At 46.2% G+C, this 21,753-nt stretch carries 24 protein-coding genes and 1 other RNA gene; 20 read left to right on the top strand and 5 right to left on the bottom strand.

Features of this window, described 5'->3' with window-relative positions; genetic code table 11:
* The first annotated feature begins 1 nt into the window (after position 1).
* The 9 genes from panD to P3X63_RS12205 all read left to right on the top strand — a co-directional run bounded on the left by panD (position 2) and on the right by P3X63_RS12205 (position 8,729).
* Positions 2-385 carry an aspartate 1-decarboxylase gene (gene panD, locus P3X63_RS12245; RefSeq protein WP_026587588.1) on the top strand — a complete coding sequence of 128 codons (384 nt, stop codon included), beginning with the start codon at positions 2-4 and terminating at the stop codon, positions 383-385.
* A 133-nt stretch (positions 386-518) separates the two neighbouring features.
* On the top strand, positions 519-3,296 hold the full coding sequence (dinG, locus tag P3X63_RS12240) for an ATP-dependent DNA helicase DinG (protein WP_277690880.1): 2,778 nt from the start codon (positions 519-521) through the stop codon (positions 3,294-3,296).
* Between the two features lie 166 nt (positions 3,297-3,462).
* Entirely contained in the window at positions 3,463-3,633 is a 171-nt protein-coding gene (locus tag P3X63_RS12235; protein ID WP_076758946.1) for a YpmA family protein, read from the top strand.
* An 8-nt stretch (positions 3,634-3,641) separates the two neighbouring features.
* A complete protein-coding gene (gene tseB, locus P3X63_RS12230; protein ID WP_026587586.1) occupies positions 3,642-4,127 on the top strand; it encodes a cell wall elongation/penicillin-binding protein regulator TseB in 486 nt (161 codons plus the stop codon).
* A gap of 22 nt (positions 4,128-4,149) precedes the next feature.
* On the top strand, positions 4,150-5,334 hold the full coding sequence (locus tag P3X63_RS12225; protein ID WP_026587585.1) for a pyridoxal phosphate-dependent aminotransferase: 1,185 nt from the start codon (positions 4,150-4,152) through the stop codon (positions 5,332-5,334).
* A gap of 160 nt (positions 5,335-5,494) precedes the next feature.
* Positions 5,495-6,787: an asparagine--tRNA ligase gene (asnS, locus tag P3X63_RS12220; protein ID WP_277690873.1), complete on the top strand. Its 1,293-nt coding sequence runs from the start codon at positions 5,495-5,497 to the stop codon at positions 6,785-6,787.
* Between the two features lie 75 nt (positions 6,788-6,862).
* The gene (locus tag P3X63_RS12215) at positions 6,863-7,558 is read left to right on the top strand and encodes a DnaD domain-containing protein (RefSeq protein ID WP_026587583.1); all 696 of its coding nucleotides are present in this window, start codon (positions 6,863-6,865) and stop codon (positions 7,556-7,558) included.
* A 17-nt stretch (positions 7,559-7,575) separates the two neighbouring features.
* Positions 7,576-8,238, top strand: a complete 663-nt coding sequence (nth, locus tag P3X63_RS12210) for an endonuclease III (protein ID WP_026587582.1) — start codon at positions 7,576-7,578, stop codon at positions 8,236-8,238.
* A complete protein-coding gene (locus P3X63_RS12205) occupies positions 8,235-8,729 on the top strand; it encodes a YpoC family protein (RefSeq protein ID WP_026587581.1) in 495 nt (164 codons plus the stop codon). The genes nth and P3X63_RS12205 overlap by 4 nt, the downstream gene beginning before the upstream one ends.
* Positions 8,730-8,762: 33 nt before the next feature.
* Here P3X63_RS12205 and P3X63_RS12200 read toward each other — a convergent pair whose 3' ends face one another.
* A complete protein-coding gene (locus P3X63_RS12200; protein WP_277690869.1) occupies positions 8,763-11,417 on the bottom strand; it encodes a PBP1A family penicillin-binding protein in 2,655 nt (884 codons plus the stop codon).
* A gap of 58 nt (positions 11,418-11,475) precedes the next feature.
* Positions 11,476-12,072, bottom strand: coding sequence for a Holliday junction resolvase RecU (gene recU / locus P3X63_RS12195; RefSeq protein WP_026587579.1), 597 nt, complete (start codon positions 12,070-12,072; stop codon positions 11,476-11,478).
* A 78-nt stretch (positions 12,073-12,150) separates the two neighbouring features.
* Here recU and P3X63_RS12190 point away from each other — a divergent pair, with 78 nt between their 5' ends.
* Positions 12,151-13,083, top strand: a complete 933-nt coding sequence (locus P3X63_RS12190) for a DUF2515 domain-containing protein (protein WP_277692928.1) — start codon at positions 12,151-12,153, stop codon at positions 13,081-13,083.
* Between the two features lie 32 nt (positions 13,084-13,115).
* Here P3X63_RS12190 and sspM read toward each other — a convergent pair whose 3' ends face one another.
* Positions 13,116-13,220 (bottom strand): acid-soluble spore protein SspM, encoded by a 105-nt coding sequence (gene sspM / locus P3X63_RS12185; protein ID WP_026587577.1) that lies wholly within the window; start codon positions 13,218-13,220, stop codon positions 13,116-13,118.
* Between the two features lie 204 nt (positions 13,221-13,424).
* Here sspM and P3X63_RS12180 point away from each other — a divergent pair, with 204 nt between their 5' ends.
* Together P3X63_RS12180 and P3X63_RS12175 are read left to right on the top strand one after the other, a co-directional pair.
* On the top strand, positions 13,425-13,652 hold the full coding sequence (locus tag P3X63_RS12180; protein ID WP_277690867.1) for a YppD family protein: 228 nt from the start codon (positions 13,425-13,427) through the stop codon (positions 13,650-13,652).
* Positions 13,653-13,706: 54 nt separating this feature from the next.
* Positions 13,707-14,081: a YppE family protein gene (locus tag P3X63_RS12175; RefSeq protein WP_236251137.1), complete on the top strand. Its 375-nt coding sequence runs from the start codon at positions 13,707-13,709 to the stop codon at positions 14,079-14,081.
* Between the two features lie 29 nt (positions 14,082-14,110).
* On the opposite strand, the gene P3X63_RS12170 is transcribed toward P3X63_RS12175, so the two are convergent.
* Positions 14,111-14,311 (bottom strand): YppF family protein, encoded by a 201-nt coding sequence (locus P3X63_RS12170; RefSeq protein WP_026587574.1) that lies wholly within the window; start codon positions 14,309-14,311, stop codon positions 14,111-14,113.
* 181 nt (positions 14,312-14,492) lie between these two features.
* Here P3X63_RS12170 and P3X63_RS12165 point away from each other — a divergent pair, with 181 nt between their 5' ends.
* Positions 14,493-14,909 carry a YppG family protein gene (locus P3X63_RS12165; RefSeq protein ID WP_026587573.1) on the top strand — a complete coding sequence of 139 codons (417 nt, stop codon included), beginning with the start codon at positions 14,493-14,495 and terminating at the stop codon, positions 14,907-14,909.
* Positions 14,910-14,927: 18 nt separating this feature from the next.
* Here P3X63_RS12165 and P3X63_RS12160 read toward each other — a convergent pair whose 3' ends face one another.
* On the bottom strand, positions 14,928-15,347 hold the full coding sequence (locus P3X63_RS12160; protein WP_026587572.1) for an Hsp20/alpha crystallin family protein: 420 nt from the start codon (positions 15,345-15,347) through the stop codon (positions 14,928-14,930).
* A 178-nt stretch (positions 15,348-15,525) separates the two neighbouring features.
* Between P3X63_RS12160 and P3X63_RS12155 the strand changes: the two genes are divergently transcribed.
* The 7 genes from P3X63_RS12155 to rnpB all read left to right on the top strand — a co-directional run bounded on the left by P3X63_RS12155 (position 15,526) and on the right by rnpB (position 21,710).
* Entirely contained in the window at positions 15,526-16,032 is a 507-nt protein-coding gene (locus tag P3X63_RS12155; protein WP_277690864.1) for a PTS sugar transporter subunit IIA, read from the top strand.
* Between the two features lie 100 nt (positions 16,033-16,132).
* Positions 16,133-18,406 carry a DEAD/DEAH box helicase gene (locus P3X63_RS12150; protein WP_035428154.1) on the top strand — a complete coding sequence of 758 codons (2,274 nt, stop codon included), beginning with the start codon at positions 16,133-16,135 and terminating at the stop codon, positions 18,404-18,406.
* Between the two features lie 8 nt (positions 18,407-18,414).
* Entirely contained in the window at positions 18,415-19,701 is a 1,287-nt protein-coding gene (locus P3X63_RS12145; RefSeq protein WP_277690861.1) for a ribonuclease H-like domain-containing protein, read from the top strand.
* A gap of 262 nt (positions 19,702-19,963) precedes the next feature.
* Positions 19,964-20,245: a CotD family spore coat protein gene (locus P3X63_RS12140; protein WP_277690859.1), complete on the top strand. Its 282-nt coding sequence runs from the start codon at positions 19,964-19,966 to the stop codon at positions 20,243-20,245.
* A gap of 97 nt (positions 20,246-20,342) precedes the next feature.
* Positions 20,343-20,894 (top strand): SLOG family protein, encoded by a 552-nt coding sequence (locus tag P3X63_RS12135; RefSeq protein WP_026587567.1) that lies wholly within the window; start codon positions 20,343-20,345, stop codon positions 20,892-20,894.
* Between the two features lie 80 nt (positions 20,895-20,974).
* Positions 20,975-21,274 carry a cell division regulator GpsB gene (gene gpsB / locus P3X63_RS12130; protein ID WP_026587566.1) on the top strand — a complete coding sequence of 100 codons (300 nt, stop codon included), beginning with the start codon at positions 20,975-20,977 and terminating at the stop codon, positions 21,272-21,274.
* A 49-nt stretch (positions 21,275-21,323) separates the two neighbouring features.
* Positions 21,324-21,710, top strand: an RNA gene (rnpB, locus tag P3X63_RS12125) — RNase P RNA component class B.
* Positions 21,711-21,753 lie beyond the last annotated feature (43 nt).

The raw sequence follows: 21,753 nt of genomic DNA, 5'->3' as shown, positions 1-21,753 counted from the left end.
CATGTACCGAACGTTAATGAGCGGCAAGCTGCACAGAGCGCGAGTAACGGAAGCCAATTTAAATTATGTCGGCAGCATAACGATCGATGAAGATTTATTGGATGCTGTCGGAATGATGGCAAATGAAAAAGTGCAAATTGTAAATAATAATAACGGAGCCCGGCTGGAAACATATATTATTCCCGGTGAAAGGGGAAGCGGCGTCATTTGCTTAAATGGCGCGGCAGCTCGTCTCGTACAGGTCGGAGATGTCGTCATTATTGTCTCCTATGCAATGATGTCTGAAGAAGAGGCAAAGACCCACAAGCCGAAAGTAGCCGTTTTGAACGAAAAGAACGAAATCGAGCAAATCCTGGGTCAAGAGCCGGCCCGCACCATTCTGTAGCCCCCTTTGCCTTAGGGGGCTTTCATGTGGATAGATCATCGGTCAGTCCGCCTTTTTTTACTGAGCGGCTCCCGCATCTTTCCAAAACGTGTTACACTTTTGTCGAACGCAACAAAATTGAGGTGTCCATTTAATGTACAATCAACGATATGTAGTAATTGATGTGGAAACGACAGGGAACTCGCCCAAAAAAGGCGATAAAATAATTCAAATTGCAGCGGTTGTCATTGAAAATGGACAGATTACCGAACGTTTCTCCAAATATGTGAATCCGGATCAGCCGATCCCGGCTTTTATTGAACAGCTGACGGGAATCACAAACGAGATGGTTGAACGCGAAGAACCGTTTTCGGCCATTGCCGAAGAGATATATGAACTCCTTAGCGGCAGCTGTTTTATCGCCCACAACATTCACTTCGACCTCGGCTTTGTGAAACATGAGCTAATGCGGGCAGGCTTTGATGAACTTGAATGCGATGTACTTGATACGGTAGAACTGGCAAGAATCGTATTTCCCCGTTTTGACGGGTATAAACTGACAGAGCTGAGTGAAGAGCTGAACCTGCAGCATGAAAATCCTCACAGGGCTGACAGTGACGCGGAAGTGACCGCTTTGATCTTCCTGCATATGCTTGAGAAGCTGAAGCGGCTCCCTCTGCCTGTTCTAAAAGCGATCAGGCGGTTATCCTGGCACTTGATCAGCGACGCGCAGGAGCTTTTGGACCGTTTGATTCATGAGAAGGATAGCCGAGCAGAACTTGAAGCAGGCTATATAAAGACCGGTTCATTTGTGATTAAAGAGCCTGTGCAAACAATGGAAGAGCGCGGGGAAGAACGCGAACCCTTCAATGCTGATCCGCTGATTTGGGAAGAGGACGGCGGCCTTCGCTCATTGCTTGAGCATTTTGAAAATAGAAGAGGGCAAACCAAAATGATGAAAGAGGTTTGGACCGCTTTTGATCATCATGAGCATGTCCTGATTGAAGCTGCTGCGGGAATCGGCAAAACGATCGGATATCTCGTACCTGCAGCCCTGCGCGCCAGACAGACCGGAAAACCGGTCGTCATCAGCACCTTTACAACATTGTTGCAGCAGCAAATTTTAACCCGGGATATCCCGCTTTTGGAGCAGGTCTTTCCGTTTCCGATCAAGGCGGCGGTTTTGAAAGGGCGCTCCCATTATATATCGATTCACAAATTCGAGCATATTTTGCAGGAGGAAGATGATAATTACGATGCCGTTCTCGCCAAGGCGCAAATCCTTGTTTGGCTTACCGATACTGAAACGGGAGACTTGTCTGAACTCAATCTGCCCTCCGGAGGCAAACTGCTTTGGGACAGAATCTCATATGATGATCGATCATTTGCGCGCAACGCTCCGTTAAGGGAATACTGTTTTTATGAACGGGCCAAAGCGAAGGCTAAACAAGCCGATCTCATTATTACCAACCATGCCCTCCTGTTGACTGACGAAGCGAATAAACGCACCATGCACGCGGATACGGTGATCATTGATGAAGCCCACCACTTTGAACGGGTAGCGGGTGAACAGTTTGGCGCGAGGGCCGACTATGTTTCATTGCACAAAAAACTGATGCAGCTCGGCACCTTGAAGCAGAAAGGGCTGTTAAAAAAAGCCGAGCGGCTGTTTCGGTCCGCCGGCTTCACTTCAGAGTCCTTCTTTCAAATGGATGAATGGCTCAGTCAGCTTCTCGAAGAAAGCGATATGTTCTTTACTTCAGTCCATTCTTTTGTTAAACGCAGGAAACCAAAAAACGATCTGAATCGTCTTCTTTATAAGGTCGGAAAAGAACAGGGCAGGGCGTGGAACAGGCTTGAGGAAGGAGCCAGAAGGCTGTGTGCCATGCTGTTTGATATGCACGGGCTGTTTGTCGAGCAAATGGAAAAGCTTTCTGAGCAAAAGTCTTCTTTTACGAGCCGTCAGGCGTTTCTTTTGGAAGAATACCAATCGTGCATGGTCTATCTCGAGGAATACGGAAAAAAGCTCGGCCGTTTGTTTTTTGATCCTGCAGAAGATGAAGTCGTCTGGATTGAAATCGATGCAAAAGGGGCCAAAAATGCCGCATCGGTTTATGCACAGCCGCTTGATGCTGGCGAATTGCTCGCCGATCGTTTTTTCACCGAGAAAAAGAGCGTTGTTCTGACTTCGGCGACCCTCGTTGTGGAAAACTCATTCAGCTATATGATTAAAAAGCTTGGTTTAAACGATTTCTATCCGAGGACATTGCAAATCGAGTCGCCTTTTTCTTATGATAAGCGTATGAAAATCTTGATTCCAACCGACATCAGTCCGATCAATGATCATCCTGAAAGCTATATTCATGACGTTTCCCGGTCCATTAAATCGCTGGCCAGACAGCAGAACGCGAAAACGCTCGTTTTGTTTACGTCTCATGACATGCTGCGCTCGGTATATCAGGAATTGAAAAATGATGATGACTTTCCTTGTCAATTGCTGGCTCAGGGCATTTCAGGCGGAAGTCCTGTCAAGATCATGAAACTGTTCAAATCATATCAGCATGCCGTTCTTCTCGGCACCAATCATTTTTGGGAAGGTGTTGACTTTCCCGGTGATGAACTGACAACGCTGATCATCGCCAGGCTCCCTTTCAGACCGCCTGACCATCCGGTGGAATCGGCGAAGTGTGAAAGGGCGAAGCGAATGGGGGAAAGCCCGTTTCAAGCTGTTTCTTTGCCCGAAGCGGTTTTAACCTTCAGGCAGGGAATCGGAAGGCTCCTCCGTACTGAGGAAGACAGCGGTACAGTCGTCATCCTTGACCGCAGAATCCGGACATCATCATACGGCAGAGTATTTTTGCAGGCGCTGCCTCCCGCTTCAATCGAAGAGCCGACGCTTCTTGAGCTGGAAGACTATGTCTTCAGGACTTAAATGTAAAAAGCCGCATCAAAGCGGCTCCTCTTGAAAAAATGGTGTGGATTAAGGTTTATTTTTTGGCTGTCTATCTAAAACGGGATTCCCGTTGTAACAACTAGTATGGCTTATGCCAGACAGAGTATGAATGACAATAATTGTTTCGTCTCGGAGGTATTTGAATATGGACAATAAAATTGAAATTCTTTCAACCGTCAGTGTGCAGCACTCAGAAGATCTTTACAAAATCGTCGATCTGTTAAACCGGACGCTCAAACGGGATGATTTAATGTTTGGACTCGCCCTTGACGAAGAGGATCAAAAACAGGCCATTTTTACAATTTATCGTACATAGGAGGAAAAATGGGCAAAAAAACATTAATTTTCATACTGATATTTGGTATTATCTTTGTAACGGCCATTCTTACGGGGGCGAATGTCTACCAGACAGCAATGAGCCAAAAGGAAAGCGGCCATGAAGAAGCTGCTGAAACGGCGAAAAAGGAAGCCGGCTTAAAAGAAGTTGACAATGTAGAAACATTTGTCGGCAAAGAAAAGCAGTACATCGTCATAGGCAAAAATAAAAAAGGCGAAAAAATGTACGTTTGGGTACCGGCTGACAAAAAGCAGAAAACGATAGTTAAAAACGCATCGGATGGCATCACAAGCCGCCAGGCCGCAAAAGCGGTCCAGGATAAAGGTCTGATGTCATCGCTTCAAGAGGTGCACTTGGCAAGGGAAGGCAATGTGCTATTGTGGGAAGTTACATACTTAAATCAAGATGGGCAGTACAGTTTAAGTTATGTGGACTTTATAAACGGAAAAATTCACAAAAATATTACGCCATAAGATGAAACAGGGGGAAATCAAGTTGAATCTAGCTAAAAGAGTATCAGCGTTAACACCGTCTGCAACATTGGCAATCACTGCAAAAGCGAAAGAATTAAAAGCGGCAGGACACGATGTGATCGGCCTTGGCGCCGGAGAGCCGGACTTTAATACACCGCAGCACATCATTGACGCGGCTGTCCGTTCCATGAATGAAGGGCACACAAAATATACGCCGTCCGGCGGTCTTCTCGCGCTTAAAGAAAGCATCAGCGAAAAATTCAAGCGCGATCAGGGAATCGAATACAGCCTGTCTGAAATCATTGTCTGCACAGGTGCAAAACATGCTCTTTACACACTTTTTCAAGTGCTGCTGGATGAGGAAGATGAAGTGATCATTCCGACGCCGTATTGGGTAAGCTACCCTGAACAGGTGAAGCTTGCAGGCGGCAAGCCTGTATTTGTGGAAGGGCTTGAAGAAAACAGCTTCAAAATTTCTCCGGAGCAGCTCGAAGAGGCCGTAACGGAAAAAACAAAAGCGGTGATCATCAATTCTCCAAGCAACCCGACGGGCATGATGTATACCGAAGACGAGCTGAAAGCCCTCGGTGAAGTGTGTCTCCGCCGCAATATTTTAATCGTCTCCGATGAAATATATGAAAAACTGATATACGGCGGGAAAAAACATGTGTCGATCGCACAGCTTTCTCCCGAGCTTAAAAATCAAACGATCATCATCAACGGCGTTTCAAAATCGCACAGTATGACAGGATGGAGAATCGGCTATGCCGCAGGAAACGAAACCGTCATTAAGGCGATGACAAACCTTGCCAGCCACAGCACTTCAAATCCGACATCAGTCGCCCAATACGGAGCCATTGCCGCATATAATGGTCCGTCAGAGCCTGTGGAAGAAATGAGAAAAGCATTTGAAGAACGGCTCAACAAAGTATATGAACTGCTGATCGACATTCCTGGATTGAATTGCCTTAAGCCTGAAGGGGCTTTCTACTTGTTCCCGAATGCGAAACAGGCAGCTGAAGCCTGCGGTTTTGCGAGCGTCGATACGTTTGCAGAAGCGCTTCTTGAAGAGGAGAAAGTCGCGATTGTTCCCGGATCAGGGTTTGGCGCACCGGATAATATCCGTTTGTCATATGCCACATCCCTGTCACTTTTGGAAGAAGCGGTAAAGCGAATCCGCCGCTTTGTCGTCAATCACAGCCGCTAAGGCAATAAAAGCGTCCGTCTGCCCGGACGCTTTTTTGCGGCACCGACTCCGGGTCTGAACTGCATTGACCTGATCCGTTCAAAAAAGGTATAATATACGTTATGGATGTCAGAGAGAAAAGGGAGAGACCCTTTTTCTCGTGTTTTGGAGGGAAACGATAGTGAAAACAACAATCAACCAAGTGTACAAACATGTTGGTGAAGAAGTGACAATCGGCGCTTGGATCGCGAACAAACGTTCAAGCGGTAAAATTGCGTTTTTACAGCTTAGAGACGGAACAGGCTTTATCCAAGGCGTCGTCGTTAAGGCTGAAGTGGCTGAAGAGGTGTTTCAAACCGCTAAAACGGTCACACAGGAAACCTCTTTATATGTGAAGGGCATTGTCAAAGAAGACGAGCGTTCACCTCTCGGATTCGAGCTTGCCGTGACTTCGCTTGAAATCATTCATGAAGCGAAGGACTACCCGATCACACCTAAAGAACACGGAACTGAGTTTTTGATGGATCACAGACATCTGTGGCTCAGATCAAAACGGCAGCATGCGACCATGAAAATCCGCAACGAAATCATTCGCGCTACATATGAGTTTTTCAATAAGGAAGGCTTTGTCAAAGTCGATCCGCCGATTCTGACCGGAAGCGCTCCTGAAGGAACGACAGAGCTTTTTGCGACGAAGTATTTTGATGAAGACGCTTATCTGTCCCAAAGCGGCCAGCTTTATATGGAAGCCGCTGCAATGGCTTTAGGAAAAGTCTTCTCATTCGGACCGACGTTCAGAGCGGAAAAATCCAAAACGAAGCGCCATCTGATCGAATTTTGGATGATCGAGCCTGAAATGGCTTTTGTCGAGTTCAATGAAAACCTCGAAGTTCAGGAAAGTTACGTCTCTTTTATCGTTCAAAGCGTGCTTGAAAACTGCAAAATCGAGCTGAATACGCTCGGAAGGGACACGTCCAAACTTGAACAGATCAAAGTGCCGTTTCCGCGAATCACCTATGATGAAGCGGTTCAGTTCCTGAAGGAAAAAGGGTTTGATGATATTGAATGGGGAGATGACTTTGGGGCGCCTCATGAGACGGCGATTGCCGAAAGCTATGACAAGCCTGTGTTCATCACACATTATCCGACATCATTAAAACCGTTTTATATGCAGCCTGCGCCTGACAGAGAGGATGTTGTGTTATGCGCCGATTTGATCGCACCGGAAGGCTATGGTGAAATCATCGGCGGGTCAGAACGCATCCATGATCTTGAGCTTCTTGAAGCGCGGCTGAAAGAACACGGTTTAGAATCTGACGCTTATCAATGGTATGCGGAATTGCGAAAATATGGTTCTGTTCCGCACTCAGGCTTCGGCCTCGGATTGGAGCGGACGGTGGCCTGGATCAGCGGCGCGCCGCACGTACGCGAAACGATTCCGTTCCCAAGACTCTTAAATCGCTTATATCCTTAAAAAAAAGTCTCCTGCTTTTACAGGAGACTTTTTCACAGTCATCCATGATATACTGGAAGGTAAGAGGTGTATCAAATGAAAAAACAGCAATTTATCAAGATGCAGGAAATGGGATCTGTCAGCATTCCTCATCTGCTCTTCAGCAATTACCGTGAGCTTGGTCTGAATGAAACAGAGTTTATGCTGCTGTTAAACATCAAAATGCATGTGGAAAGAGGCTCTTTGTTTCCAACTCCCGAAGAGTTGAGCAAAACGATGACGATCGCCACCGAACAATGCATGAATATGCTGAGGATGTTTATCCAAAAAGGCTTTATCTATATAGAAGAATGCGAAGACCAGAATGGCATCAAGTATGAAAAATATTCGCTTGAGCCTCTTTGGGGCAAGCTGTTTGATTATCTCGAAATGGAGGAGAAGGAAAAACAGCACGAACAGAATAGAGGGGAAGAAAAAAGCCTCTACACGATTTTTGAAGAAGAGTTTGCAAGACCTTTGTCTCCGTTGGAATGCGAGACGCTCAGCATCTGGCTTGACCAGGATCACCACGATGTGCAGATGATTAAGCAGGCGCTGAAAGAGGCCGTCATGTTGGGGAAATTGAATTTCCGCTATATCGACCGCATTCTTTTCGAATGGAAGAAAAACGGAATCACAACAGTTGAACAAGCCGCAAGCTACAGCCAAAAATTCAGGCGGAAGGCGCCACGGCAAAGCGATCAAAAGGAGTATACAAGACAGGTTCCTTTTTACAATTGGCTTGAACATTAAAGTGAAAAGGTGAAGAGATGTTAACGAAAAAACAAATCGAGTATTGTTTAGAAACCATAGGTGACATGTTTCCGCATGCTGAATGCGAACTGGTCCACGACAATCCATTTGAACTTGTCATCGCCGTCGCTTTATCGGCACAATGCACAGATGCCCTGGTCAATAAGGTGACAAAAACGCTTTTTAAAAAATATAAAAAGCCTGAAGATTATCTAGCCGTCCCGCTTGAAGAGCTTCAGCAGGATATCAGATCGATCGGCTTGTACCGCAATAAAGCGAAAAATATCCAAAAGCTCTGCAAAATGCTGCTTGAAGAATACGGAGGAGACGTTCCGCGCGACAGGGACGAGCTGGTAAAGCTGCCGGGCGTCGGGAGAAAAACCGCCAATGTCGTCGTTTCCGTTGCCTTCGGCGTTCCGGCGATCGCCGTGGACACACATGTCGAGCGCGTGTCAAAAAGGCTCGGCTTTTGCCGCTGGAAAGATTCAGTCACAGAAGTGGAAAAAACGTTGATGAAAAAAATACCTGAGTCCGAATGGTCGGTCACCCATCATCGGCTCATTTTTTTCGGACGTTACCACTGCAAGGCGCAAAGGCCGCAATGTGAAACATGTCCGCTGTTTTCTTTGTGCAGGGAAGGGCAGAAACGGTATAAAAAAGGGCTGGTGAAGCTGCCGTGACAAGTGTATCGCTGTTAGATGCCTATGAAAAAACGTTGAGAGAACGCGCCCGAAAACCTGTAAACGGTGACCGGTTTGCGGTGCTTTCAGCAAATCCGCTCCACTTTGATTTCTCGCCGGAAGAAGGGGCGCACAAACCATGGAAAGATCAGCAGGAATGGGTGCCGCTCCTTTTTGACATTTGGGAGAATACGAAAGAAAGGCTTCTCCCCGTATTTCAAACGAGGAAGTCGAGATGCAGCCAGGATGAGATGCTTGGCGGGATATGCTGTTTGATCGCATGCTTCCATTGGACGATGGGGGAGCCTGTGACTACGCTGAACTGGGAGTCACTCATTGAAAAACATTTTCCCGTCAAGCCGATCAATTGGACGGAGCGGCTCGAATTTATCCTGCTCAAGCCGACTCAATATCATTGTTTTATTCAGCTTGACGAACTGTTTACGGAAATGAAAAAACAGTTTTATAAATATGCGGCGATGAATAAATAAAGACCACTCACACGTTGTGAGTGGTCTTTATGTTTAAGTGCCGGATTGAGTTTCCGTCTGGCTTCCGGGATCGTTGGTTTGATCTTTGTCATTGCCCGTTCCATTGTCAGGAGAATCATCCTGGTCTTCATCATCTTTTCTGCCATTATTGTCGGAATTGCCTGGGTTTTGGTTGCCATTGTTCGTATCGCCGGGATTCTGCTTTTTGTCATCCGGCTGATTGCTGTTTCCGTTATTTTGTTTGTCCTTGTCTTGATCATTCTTCTGTTTATCATCGTCCTGCTGTTTCTGTTCATCTTCTTTTGATTCATCATCGCTGGCAGCGTTGACTTGAAGCGTCACAGAAGCAGGATCGCTTTCATTATCCTCGGTGACGGCTGTGACCTGGAACCTGTAGACAGATCCTTCTTTCGCGTTCGGAATCACGGCTTCTTTAGCACTGCTGTTTTGAATCTCGCTGTATCCGCCGCCGTCGACAGACTGTTTGACTTTAAATGTGACGTCATCATCGTCTTCACCTGAGTAAGACCATGACAGCTTGATGCTTTTTGATGATTCATCATATTCCGCGCTCAAGCCGGTCGGCTTGGAAGCTTCTTCTTTTTCCTCATATTTTTTCGAAACAGTCGTCGGCTGTGTGCCTTTCACGAATAATTCGGTGACCTTTTTGTCGCTCGGCGTATTGCTGCTGGCCAAGACCGCCGGATTTGATCCTTTTAAGACGGTCGCCTTGACAACGCTGTCCGGCTTCTTAAATGAGCCGCTGCCGTCGTCGACTTCGGTAATCAGCTTTTTAAACAAGAGCTTGGCGATTTGCTGTTCGCTCGTATTAAGCGAATTGTAGCCTTTTTTTCCGGTCCAGACGGCTGCCGTATATTGCGGTGTGTAGCCGACAAACCACGAATCTTTTGCACCGTTCGGGTTTAAGCCGTATTTGTTGACGATATCCTCAGGGAAGTTCGTTGTCCCGGTTTTCCCGGCCACTGTAACGCCAGGGACTTGGGCGGCGGTTCCGGTTCCCGTTTGAACGGCCGTTTTCAGCATATCCGTCATCATGTAGGCGGTGTAATCGCTCATGGCTGCTTTTGATTCAGGCGTTAGGTCAAGCTTTGTACCGTCGCTGAATTCCACGGCTGTGACGGTGTGCGGCGCATTGTAATAGCCGTTGTTGCCGAAGGCGCTGTACGCTCCTGCCATTTCCATAGAAGACACACCATCTTTAAAGCCGCCGATCGCATATGATTCAACTAATTCATCTGAATCAATCGAAAGGCCGAGGTTGCTGGCAAATTTGACGATGTTTTCTTTGCCGGCTGCCTGGAACGCTTTTAAAGCCGGGATGTTTCTTGAATCGGCAAGCGCCGCTCTCATCGACATCCAGCCTTTGTGGCGGTTGTCATAGTTGTGGATCGGTGTCCCTGTTGAATACGTATATTCTTCATCTTTAATCTGCTCATAAGTCGACCATTTTTTGTTTTCAATGACAGGCCCGTAGTCAAGGATCGGTTTGATCGTTGAGCCCGGCTGGGTTTTTCCTTGGGTTGCGTAGTTGTAGTTGCCGGCCTTTCGATTTCGACCGCCTCCGACCGCACGGATTTCTCCGGTTTTCGTATCAAGCAGGGTGATACTGGCCTGCATTTTATCAGTGTACGGGATTAAATCGCCGTCCATGAGCTCATTTACATAGTCCTGTGCTTCTGTATCAAGCGTTGTGTAAATTTTTAATCCGTCTTTACCAGGATTTACGTTGGCTTTCTCTTCAACTTCTTCCACGACTTGTTCAACGAACATGCTGTATTTGTTTGAAGTCGATTTTGCATACTCCTCAGAAGAAACAAGGCCTTTTTTCACCGATACTTTTTTCGCCTTGTTGTAGTCTGCGTCGGAAATGAAGCCATGCTTGTTCATCAGGCTTAAAACGACATTCCGTCTTTTTTCGGCCTGTTCCGGATGTTTGATCGGGTTGTAGTTATTCGGGCTCTGCGGCATTCCCGCGAGTGTTGCAGCCTGTTCCACTGTCAAGTCGTTTAAGTCTTTCACCCCGTAAAACTGCTCAGCCGCTTTGCCGACACCATAGGCTTGCGGCGAGAAATAAATCCGGTTTAAATACATTTCAAGGATTTCGTCTTTTGAATATTTTCTTTCAAGCTGGAATGAAAGCCATACTTCCTGAACTTTCCGTTTGACCGTTTTTTCATGTGAAAGAAGGGAGTTTTTCACGACCTGCTGTGTGATCGTACTTCCGCCCTCTGAGCCGAAGCCGCCTTCAAGGTTTGCGACAAGCGCTCCCCCGATGCGGATCGGGTCGATTCCGTGGTGGTCGTAAAAACGGGCGTCTTCAGTGGCGAGAAAAGCGTTTTTCACAGTGTCGGGTATATCTTTGATCGACACGTATGTCCGTTTTTCCGCACCGATTTCTGCTATTTCTTTACCGTTTTTATCATAAATGATGGATGAGTAAGGCGTTTTCAGCTTTGACTCATCAAGCGACGGTGCGTCTGCAATCATGACTGCAAACGTCACGCCTCCGGCGATCAGGCCGATGACGCCAATGATCAAAATAGATAAAAGGATTTTCTTAAAAAGTCCTGCTTTCTTCTTTTTCTTGGGTTTCGTATGAGTATTAGACCTGCTTTTGCCCTGTTGGGCTTTTCGCCGTTCCTGGCGGCTGTTAAATTGATCTGACATAACATCTCAACCTTTCGTAGTTAAAACCTTTCCGCTCACATGACTTTAAAATCATAATTTATGATGGCGAAAAATACAACTGGTCAATAACTTTAATATAATCAATTCTTGGCGAGTATCCAAGTGAAATGGGATGAGCAGCTTCCTGCAGTTCATCTTTTCGAATCGATTTTCTGCCGTTTTTCTGCTTTCTGTCCCAGAAATAAAATAATTTTTCTGCTTCCAAAAAATAAATTTCTTCAAATGCGGATATAATAACAAAGCAAATACCGTCCTGGGCCACCACCTGCTTCATATGCTCGATCTGGTGATCGTGAAAATTTTGCAGGGGGAACGATGTCCGGCTCTTTGTTTCTTTCGCTTCAAAATCGATGTAGCGCCCTTTATAAATCCCGTTATAATCAGTCGTTGACGACTGTTTAAAGTAGGCTTCTTTGATCACTGCCGCGCTTCGTTTCGGGTAGTCGACCTGGACAATTTGGACAGGTGTCGGTTTTTTATGAATCACCGCAATCGAATGATTGAGATAATACATATTCGTTTCATTCAGGTCGTCTTCGAGGGTCATCCCGCGATTGCTGTATGACGGCTTCTTTTTTAAGGATGAGGCAGCATTTTTCGGCTGATAGGCTTTGCCGTTCGGATAGCGAATCACTTTCTTCATCCTCCTTTTAAAAAAATCTGGACATAAACGGAAGTGGTGGTCTTGCGAAACAGATTCTCCGGGGGAGAGCTGACGCGTCATATACTAGAGCTGACCGGAAAGCTGAATAAAGATAATATTTCGCGGACATATGCCTATAAAAGCTACTTTGACCGCCATCCGGAGATCAAGTGGTCGCTTTTGGCGTCATTTGTTTCCCGTAATGCAGGCTGGTCGATGACCGATTTAAAAGGACGCCTGTTTCAGCTCGGCCTTTCGGCTTTTCAGCAGAAATGGCTGTTCATCACATATGAACGGGCGAACTGGCTGATTTTTTCTGACGCTTATCCGCAGCTTCTTTTATATCAGTGGTCCAAAGATATCGGACAGCCGCTGTTTGATTTGCTTCCCGGATTGGGCGTGTCTTTGTTCATGAAAACGGAGTGGGAGCGCTTTTGGCGCGAGCGCGATCAAAAAAGGCTCATGTACGCTCTCATCATCAATGAACAAAACACTATCCAAACTCCTATTATACAAAATCCTCTGTTCAAAAAGAATGTTTTTCACACGATTCCTTTTCAGGTTTATGAATGGTTTCACTTCAACACGGTCATCTTTCCGACGGTTGAAGGCGTTTTTTACGGAGTGTCTGTCAAGCGGTTTACAAGCTTAAAAGAACGGATCAAGCTCGGCAAGCAATTAAGCCGGCTTTTGTTCAGCCCTGAGCTTTTCCCGTCTTTCTTCCACTTTACATCCTATGTTCCGCATACCGGCTCGCGCTTTGATATGGAGCGCTGGGCCGGTGTGAAATCCAGATCTTCGCCGTTTTTGCGAACCTGTTATCCAGTCATCACCCATTCATTAGACGGATCAAAAAGCGATTGGTTTCGCGGGGAAGATAAGGAGGGGATGTTTCGCGATGAAAAGCTGCCGAAAACGATTGAACTAACGGAATGGTATTTTCAAAAGAGGAGGCAGCTCGAGGCTGTTTTTTCTCTGGAACGCTTGCTGAAAAAAAAATAGCAAAAGAAAAAAGCAAGGAAAATCCTTGCTTTTTAAGTGGACGGCCGGTTTGGTCCGCCTAATTTCTTATCCAATGTATCCGTCTGTTTCACGTCAGGTTTGGTTTTCGCAGGTGATTTCTTTTTGTTGTTTTCCACAGCGGGCACCTCCTTACCTCTATAGATTTCTCAGGAAAAGCGCCGTTCATACCATTTTTCGCAGAACCCGCTTTGTCGAATTCGCGGGCGTTCTTTTGGGAAATTGATTTTCTTTGCCATTTTCCTTCTAGTTTTGTCAGCTGTGAAGGAAAGGCCGGAGGAAAGGAAGAAAAGATAGATGGCTATTAAAAAGGAGGGAAGCAAATGAGCGGATTTGTAAGCAAAGATTCGGTCCTTCAAATGCTTTTGGATACCGAAACAGAACTGGAATCTGCGGAAACAGCGCTGACAGACGCCGTCACCAGGGAGAAAGACGAAAAAAGCAAAGCTTGGAACGAACGCCTTGATCTCATTGAAAAGGAACTGACGGAGCTTTCATCCTGCCTAAACAGCACGCTGATGGGTGTCAAGCCTCATGAGGAGTCCGCTTAGCCTCTTTCATTGTGCCGAACCTTTTCCTTTGATACGATAGCATTTGAGGTGAGCATGTTGGAAAAACAATCTCTTCTTGAGAAAACACGGGAACTGATCGCCCTGGCAAAAGAAGCGGAAGCCCGCTATCAAAAGGGCAGAGAGGAAGGCGCGGAGCACGACTTTTTCAGCGTCGTCAAACCGTCTGTGGAGCGGTCTGAACAAGCAGTGAAGAGCTGGCTGCAAGAAAGTTTATCATATATTAAGGCATATCGCCCGAAGTACTTGTATGAAGAACAGCTGCGAGCGGTTGAGGAAAACCTGAATGAGATCGTGCTGCAGTCATATTTCGGCAAAATTCATAAAAAACGCTTTAAAGATCTTGCCGAATCAGTGCTTTATACATTGAAACATCTTGAAGACGACATTGAAAAAGACGACCGGGGATAAATTCCCGGTCGTCTTTTTCCATCGCCGGTTCAGCCGGCGTCTGAATGTATGTCATAGGCAGGGTGCTGTGCTCCATTGGCTTCAAGAACTTTCATACTCGTGCGAAATTCGTTTAATGTCAGATGCCCCTGGATATACAAAAACTTGGCAAAATCCATCAGCTTATTCATACAGTCTGTCTCGTACTGCTTCATCTCGGCAAAACAATTTCTTAAGTATGATACGTTCATGTGGTGCATCCCCTCTCGTTTCGTATTAATAATATAGTACCATAACAATTCGACTTTTTTCTGTTTTTCAAAAATTAAAACTTTCGACACTTTTTGACAGAATTGTGACAGCCCATTGGAACGGGAATTGCCCCCATGTCATACACTGATAAAAAAAGGGCTCTAAAGGGAGAGATGAAAGATGGAAGAGAGGAGAGACGCCAGATACCCCTTTTCCGGTCAACAGCCGTATTATCCCGTTCATCCGCAGCTTGACACGAACCAGTACCTCCAGCAATACCAAGAACCGTTCCAATATTCTGCGCCAGTCCAGCGTCCGCCGGCTTATGAACAGCCATATGTTGATCCGTACTCAAGCTATCAGCAGCCCGTTCATCAGCAGATCCAGCCATTTCATATCACTCCTTACCCGAACCCATATCCGTCGCCGCGGCCAAATCTCCATCAGCCTTCCCAGTTTCAGGGCTTTCTGTCGCAATTTAAGAAAAAGAACGGACAGCTTGATTTTAGCAAAATGATGGATACGGCCGGTTTAATGATGAACACGGTCAACCAGATGGGGACGCTTGCCAAAAGCTTTATGGGATTCTTTAAATAAAAAAAGCATGGATGAAAATCATTCATGCTTTTTTACGTCTGGGAATGTCACGGTGAGAACATTGCCTTTCCACGAGGTTTTCATCGTTTCTTCACGCACCGGATAAGGAAGCAGGATGGTTCTTGACAAGCTTGTGCATGATGACGAGTCACCGTTTTTGGCTTCTTCTTTTAATGCGATATGCAGATATCTCGATTTCGCTTCGATCATGATGTCACCGTTTTGAAAGGATTCCGGGACAGCAATGTCGACACAAAGCGCTCCGTTTTCTTCTCTGATCTCCATTGAAATGCGTGCGGACTCCAGCTGATCAGATATGAGTTTTTGGAATGAATTTAAGATTTCGTGAAAAGGAGAGGCGTAAAATAACTGTTCAATGGCCTCTTGAAAATCGTCCTTTTTGCTGAGGGAATGATTTTCATTTTCCTTAGAATCCATGTCTGACCACCTCCTCAAATTTTATTTTCAGCTTATGCAGGAGCTGTTCATATGGTTATTAATTGATGGGATTTTGAAAGTGTGGTTAAATAGTGGGGAATCCAAAGAATGATATTCAATCGCCCCTCTTTTTCCAGGCGAAAACAGAGGCATATTGATTGAAAGGAGCCCAATTGTATTGCTGAAAAAATTATTCGGTATCGGTCAAAAACAGGATGAAGTGAAAGAAGAAACCGTATTTTCCCCAGTAGATGGACGAGTGCTGGCGCTTTCGGAAGTGCCTGATCCCGTTTTTTCTCAAAAAATGATGGGCGACGGAATCGCCGTTGAGCCTTCCAGCGGAGAGATCGTGTCACCGGTTGACGGAGTAGTGATCCAGCTGTTTCATACAAAGCATGCCATCGGTATCCGCTCATTGTCAGGGGTGGAGATTTTGATCCACATTGGGCTGGAAACCGTGAATATGGAAGGTGAAGGCTTTACCGCCCATGTCAAAGAAGGCGACAAAGTGAGTGTCGGAGATCCTTTAATGACTTGTGACCTGGAGCTGATCAAAGAGAAGGCGAGCAGCACGATTACGCCGATCGTCATCATGAACGGCGATGTGCTGGAGCGCGTGACAAAGCATGAAGAACAAGAAGCGAAAAAAAGTGAGACGAAGCTGATGGAGCTTAAAGTCAAGTAAAGATGAAAGGCAGAGAGCGATTCTCTGCTTTTTATTTTTCTTGCCATCACCTCTTCCAGAACGAACTGACATTCGCTAAAATATAAGAGAAGAGGTGACAATGTTGTTTCAAAAACGAAATTTGACCGATATCATCCAGTTTCTGAAAGAAGACGAAGCTTTCAAGAGACAAATTGTTCATTGGCATACAATCGAGAAAAAGGAAGCGGACTACCGCGACTTTCCGGAACAACTGCATGAAAAAATCGTTCATGCTTTACATAAAAGAGGAATTGAAAAGCTTTATTCCCATCAGGCTGACGCGTTTTACCAGAGTCAAAACGGAAAAAACGTCACGCTTGTGACGCCGACAGCATCTGGAAAAACGCTCTGCTACAATCTTCCCGTCATTCAGAGGATCACGGAAGACCCCGATGCCCGGGCTCTGTACCTGTTTCCAACCAAGGCTTTGTCACAGGATCAAAAAAGCGAGCTGAATGAACTGATTGATGAAATCGATGCATCCATCAACTGCTATACGTATGACGGAGATACGTCGCCTGCGATCAGGCAGAAGGTGAGAAAAGCCGGACATATCGTCATCACCAATCCCGACATGCTGCATTCGGCGATTTTGCCCCATCATACGAAATGGGTGTCATTGTTTGAAAACCTGAAATATATCGTGATTGATGAGCTTCATGTCTACCGGGGCGTTTTCGGAAGCCATGTTGCCAACGTCATCAGGAGGCTTTTACGGATCTGCGCGTTTTACGGGAGCAAACCGCAGTTTATCTGCACGTCCGCGACGATCGCCAACCCTTTGGAGCTCGCCGAGACGCTGACAGGACAGCCGATGCATCTCATTGCCAAAAATGGCGCTCCTGCGGGAAGAAAGCACTTTTTATTTTATAATCCGCCGATTGTCAACCGCTCGCTGAACATTAGAAAAAGCGCCACACTTGAAGTCAGAAAGCTTGCCTCCGAATTTTTGCAAAACGGGATTCAAACGATTGTTTTCGCAAGGAGCAGAGTCAGGGTGGAAATTATTTTGACATATTTGCAGGATGTCATGAAGCCGATTGTCGGCGCCCACTCCATCCAGGGATACAGAGGGGGATATCTGCCGCACGAACGAAGGACCATTGAAAAAGGGCTGCGCAGCGGGGATATCAAAGGTGTCGTCAGTACGAACGCCCTTGAACTCGGCGTTGATATCGGCCAGCTGCAAACCTGTATTATGACGGGATATCCGGGGACGATTGCAAGCGCCTGGCAGCAGGCCGGCAGGGCCGGAAGAAGGCACAATGAAGCGCTGATCGTCATGGTGGCAAGCTCGGCGCCGCTTGATCAATACATTGTGCAAAACCCGGACTATTTCTTCAAACAAAATCCGGAGACGGCCGTCATTAACCCGGACAATCTTGTGATCCTTGTCGATCATCTCAAATGCGCCGCGTTTGAACTTCCTTTCAAGCGAAACGAGACTTTTGGCGAGACGGAAGTAGAAGATATTTTAGAATATTTGGCTGAAGAAAGGGTGCTGTACTTAAACGGCGACACATACCATTGGATGAATGACGCCTTTCCGGCCCACGGCATCAGCCTGAGATCGGCATCACAGGAGAATGTTGTCATTATTGACCAGTCCAGACGTGAAAAGGCGCGAGTGATTGGTGAAATGGACAGGTTCAGTGCGATGACATTGCTGCACGATGAAGCTATTTATTTGCATCAAGGGGTTCAATACCAGGTGGAAAAGCTCGATTGGGAGGAGAAAAAAGCGTTCGTCCGCGAGGTGAAAGCCGACTATTATACGGATGCCAATCTCGCCGTCATGCTGAAAGTGCTGGAAATAGATAAAATAAAGGAAACAGATATGGCAGCGTTCGGTTTTGGCGATGTCACCGTGCAAGCGAAGGCGACTATTTTCAAAAAAATAAAATTTGAGACACATGAAAATATCGGCTCCGGTCCGATTCACCTCCCTGAAGAGGAGCTCCACACAAATGCTGCCTGGGTGCAGGTGAATGACGAAGAGCGCCGGAATTGGAACGAGATCAAATTGGAAGAGGCTTTGCTCGGGGCTGCGAATGTCCTCGGATATGTCGCCGCCCTCAAGGTCATGTGCGATCCGTCTGACTTGCATGTTTTTCCGCAAATTAAAGCCGTCCATAATGAAAAGCCGACGATTTTTTTATATGACCGTTATCCCGGAGGCGTCGGATTATCTGAGAAGGTTTACGAACAAATGCCGAACATCATCAGAGAAGCGCATCAGCTGATTGCCAAATGCCCGTGCCGGTCAGGCTGTCCGTCATGCATCGGTGTCCACGGTGAAACCAATCAGACCAAAGACAATGCGCTGCGCCTTTTAGAAAGCTGGAAAGGTTGAGGTTGAACATGTCTTTAAAAAGAAAGCTTAACCGTTTTAAGCATCACCTGGGAAATACGCAAAAAAAAGAAGAAAAGCAAGCTGACAAGAATGCGCATCCCGCCCCTTCGTTTTCTAAAGAATGGACTGCTCTCGGCGCAAGGCCGTACGTGTTTGAAGACGGCTATTGCCTGATCCGTGAAGTCGAATATCCGCTGACACATGTTCACGGAAAGTACTCGTTTGCCGAGCTTCATGAAACGGTCAATCAATGGAATCAGAGCGGTGTATCCCACGACCTTTCAAGCAAAGGATACATCCCGAGCCAGCTTTTTTTCTTTGACACGGAAACAACCGGGCTCGGAGGGGGAGCGGGCAACACGATCTTCCTCCTCGGACATGCCAGGGTCTATGATGACAAAGTCGTCGTCAAACAGCATCTATTGCCCAAGCCGGGAAACGAAGCGGCGCTTTACCACAGTTTTTTGAGCGAGGTCGATATCAAATCGCTAGTCACTTATAATGGACGAGCTTTTGACTGGCCCCAGGTCAAAACGAGGCACACGCTGATCCGCGACAGGGTTCCCGAGCTCCCGGATTTCGGCCACTTTGACCTGCTTCACGGGGCGCGGCGGCTCTGGAAGCACAAATTCGACCGCGTGTCTTTAAGCACCGTGGAAAAAGAAGAGCTCGGCGTTCAGCGGACGGAGGATACACCGGGGTATCTCGCGCCGATGATCTATTTTCAATTTTTAAAGGAAGAACGGCCGAAGATCATTGAAGGCGTTTTGCATCACAATGAGCTTGACGTCCTGTCTTTAATTACGCTTTATATCCATATCTCGAAGAAAATTCTTTCCCCTGATCAGACACCGGAAGCAAATGAAAAATACGCGCTGGCTAAATGGCTCATGGCCAACCGGGAAACCGAGCTTGCGACAGAGCAGCTAAAGGAGCTTGAACTCGAGCGTTTTGAACAGTCTGAACGGGCCTCGTTTGATTTATCGATGCAATATAAAAAACAAGGCAAGCTTGAAAAAGCCGCCGGACTATGGGTGAAGCTGCAAAATGGCGCGGACGGGAAGACCGTCTTCCGGGCCGGCATTGAGCTCGCCAAATATTTTGAACATCAAGTTCGCGATATACCGGCGGCTTTAAGAACGACACAGCACCTTCTTGAGCGGTGCAGCCCGGAAAAGGTTGAGCTGACGGAAAGAGAAAGAGAAGCCCTTGACCTCCGCCGTCAGCGATTGAAGAGGAAATACGGGCAAAATATTCCCCGGGCAAGCGCAGGAAGCGACGATCTTCGCCTGTAAACATTGGAAACATGTTTTGGATTGTAGAAACGGAGCGATTCTTGTAAAATGACGTTAGAAATGTTTGAAGGGAGCGCTGATATGTATAAGGGGTTGTTTTATTTGTTTTTTGTCGTTGTCTTGTTTATCGTTTTTGTTTTGACCAATTTCAAGGAAAGCTTTATCGCTTACTTTTAAAATAGGTTTTTATATTAGTACATGTTTACCCCTTGCTTCATAGTTTAGTAGTGTATATAGAAGCTTTAGGAAAGGGGATTTGTTCATGCACTGTAAACCAAACATGATGTCGCCGATTGTTCATCCTACACAATGCTGTTATAATCATACGCAAAGCAATACGATCGTTCCGCACATTCATCCGCAGCATACAACCAATATTAATCATCAGCATTTTCAGCACGTCCATTACTATCCGCAAACACAATCATCTGTCAATGAGGCCTCCCACCAGCATTTTGTCAGCCCGGGACAGGGACCTGTACCAGGACCGGGAATGGGCCCAGGAATGGGAATGGGTCCAGGAATGGGAATGGGCCCTTACTAAAACATGACGGACGTTTTGCGAGGATGAATCAAGATCGGAAACAGAATATTTCAAAAGATGGGGCGGATTCCGGCCCCATTTTTTAGCAGGTGATCAAATGAAAGTGTTGGCTGTCACAGGGTACAAGCCGTTTGAAATCGGAGTATTTAAACAAGATGATCAAGCCCTTTTTTACATAAAAAAAGCCATTGAAAACCGGATGCTCGCTTTGCTTGATGAAGGGCTCGAATGGATTCTCATCTCAGGTCAGCTTGGAGCGGAAATCTGGACGGCACAGGTCGCTTTTTCCCTTCAGGAAGAGTATCCGGAGCTGAAGGTGGCGGTGATCACTCCGTTTTTGGAACAGGAAAAGAACTGGAATGAGAAAAACAAGGAGCTTTATGAAGACGTATTAGCTCAAAGCGACTACACGGAAAGCCTGACGCACAGGCCGTATGAAAGCCCTGTTCAATTTAGGCAGAAAAACCGTTTTTTTATTGAAAAATCTGACGGCTTGCTGATTCTTTATGATGAAGAAGTGGAAGGGTCTCCGGTTTACATGCTGAACGAGGCCAAAAAAGCCCAGGAAAAACGCGATTATCCGATCTACACGATTACGATGGATGATTTGCGAGTGACCGTTGAAGAACACAGCTTTTCAGAAGAATAAACAGACGGAGAGAAAATTTGACATCACACACGTTTTCTGAAAAAATATAAGATGATGATTCACGATATGAGGTGAAAAAGATGCTTGCTGATAAAGTGAAGCTTTCTGCTAAAGAAATTTTAGAAAAAGAATTTAAAACAGGCGTCAGAGGCTACAAACAGGAAGATGTTGATAAATTTCTGGACATGGTGATTAAAGACTATGAAGCCTTCCACCAGGAAATCGAGGAATTGCAGCAGGAGAACCTGAATTTGAAAAAGCAGCTGGAAGAAGCCAGCAAGAGACAGCCTGCACAATCCAATACGACCAATTTTGATATCTTGAAACGGCTGTCCAACTTGGAAAAACATGTATTTGGAAGTAAATTATACGATGAATGAAAAAACCTTGTCCTTTGATGGGAAGTAGGGTATAATAGTGGATGTCTTAACGTTCGGGTAATCGCTGCAGATCTTTGAATCTGTAGAGGAAAGTCCATGCTCGCACGGTGCTGAGATGCCCGTAGTGTTCGTGCCTAGCGAAACCATAAGCTAGGGCAGCCTGTATCAGGCTGACGGCAGGAAAAAAGCCTACGTCTTTTCAGATATGGCTGAGTATCCTTGAAAGTGCCACAGTGACGAAGTCTCACTAGAAATGGTGAGAGTGGAACGCGGTAAACCCCTCGAGCGAGAAACCCAAATTTTGGTAGGGGAACCTTCTGGAAGGAATTGAACGGAAAGAAGGACAGAGATGACTCTGTAGATAGATGATTACCACCTGAGTACGAGGCTGAAAAAGCCGACCGCAGTACGATGGAACAAAACATGGCTTACAGAACGTTACACACCATTAATGATCATGAACATGTATAAGCTCTCCG

The organism is Bacillus sp. HSf4 (assembly GCF_029537375.1).
Taxonomy (GTDB): Bacteria; Bacillota; Bacilli; order Bacillales; family Bacillaceae; genus Bacillus; species Bacillus sonorensis_A.
The sequence above is the reverse complement of the archived record's forward strand: the minus strand, read 5'-3'. Positions and strand labels throughout refer to the sequence as shown.

Excerpts from the sequence above, each read along its gene's own strand:
- panD (WP_026587588.1), top strand. The coding sequence starts at position 2 with ATGTACCGAACGTTAATGAGCGGCAAGCTGCACAGAGCGCGAGTAACG.
- dinG (WP_277690880.1), top strand. The coding sequence starts at position 519 with ATGTACAATCAACGATATGTAGTAATTGATGTGGAAACGACAGGGAAC.
- P3X63_RS12235 (WP_076758946.1), top strand. The coding sequence starts at position 3,463 with ATGGACAATAAAATTGAAATTCTTTCAACCGTCAGTGTGCAGCACTCA.
- tseB (WP_026587586.1), top strand. The coding sequence starts at position 3,642 with ATGGGCAAAAAAACATTAATTTTCATACTGATATTTGGTATTATCTTT.
- P3X63_RS12215 (WP_026587583.1), top strand. The coding sequence starts at position 6,863 with ATGAAAAAACAGCAATTTATCAAGATGCAGGAAATGGGATCTGTCAGC.
- nth (WP_026587582.1), top strand. The coding sequence starts at position 7,576 with ATGTTAACGAAAAAACAAATCGAGTATTGTTTAGAAACCATAGGTGAC.
- P3X63_RS12200 (WP_277690869.1), bottom strand. The coding sequence starts at position 11,417 with ATGTCAGATCAATTTAACAGCCGCCAGGAACGGCGAAAAGCCCAACAG.
- P3X63_RS12180 (WP_277690867.1), top strand. The coding sequence starts at position 13,425 with ATGAGCGGATTTGTAAGCAAAGATTCGGTCCTTCAAATGCTTTTGGAT.
- P3X63_RS12175 (WP_236251137.1), top strand. The coding sequence starts at position 13,707 with ATGTTGGAAAAACAATCTCTTCTTGAGAAAACACGGGAACTGATCGCC.
- P3X63_RS12170 (WP_026587574.1), bottom strand. The coding sequence starts at position 14,311 with ATGAACGTATCATACTTAAGAAATTGTTTTGCCGAGATGAAGCAGTAC.
- P3X63_RS12165 (WP_026587573.1), top strand. The coding sequence starts at position 14,493 with ATGGAAGAGAGGAGAGACGCCAGATACCCCTTTTCCGGTCAACAGCCG.
- P3X63_RS12160 (WP_026587572.1), bottom strand. The coding sequence starts at position 15,347 with ATGGATTCTAAGGAAAATGAAAATCATTCCCTCAGCAAAAAGGACGAT.
- P3X63_RS12150 (WP_035428154.1), top strand. The coding sequence starts at position 16,133 with ATGTTGTTTCAAAAACGAAATTTGACCGATATCATCCAGTTTCTGAAA.
- P3X63_RS12145 (WP_277690861.1), top strand. The coding sequence starts at position 18,415 with ATGTCTTTAAAAAGAAAGCTTAACCGTTTTAAGCATCACCTGGGAAAT.
- P3X63_RS12140 (WP_277690859.1), top strand. The coding sequence starts at position 19,964 with ATGCACTGTAAACCAAACATGATGTCGCCGATTGTTCATCCTACACAA.
- P3X63_RS12135 (WP_026587567.1), top strand. The coding sequence starts at position 20,343 with ATGAAAGTGTTGGCTGTCACAGGGTACAAGCCGTTTGAAATCGGAGTA.
- gpsB (WP_026587566.1), top strand. The coding sequence starts at position 20,975 with ATGCTTGCTGATAAAGTGAAGCTTTCTGCTAAAGAAATTTTAGAAAAA.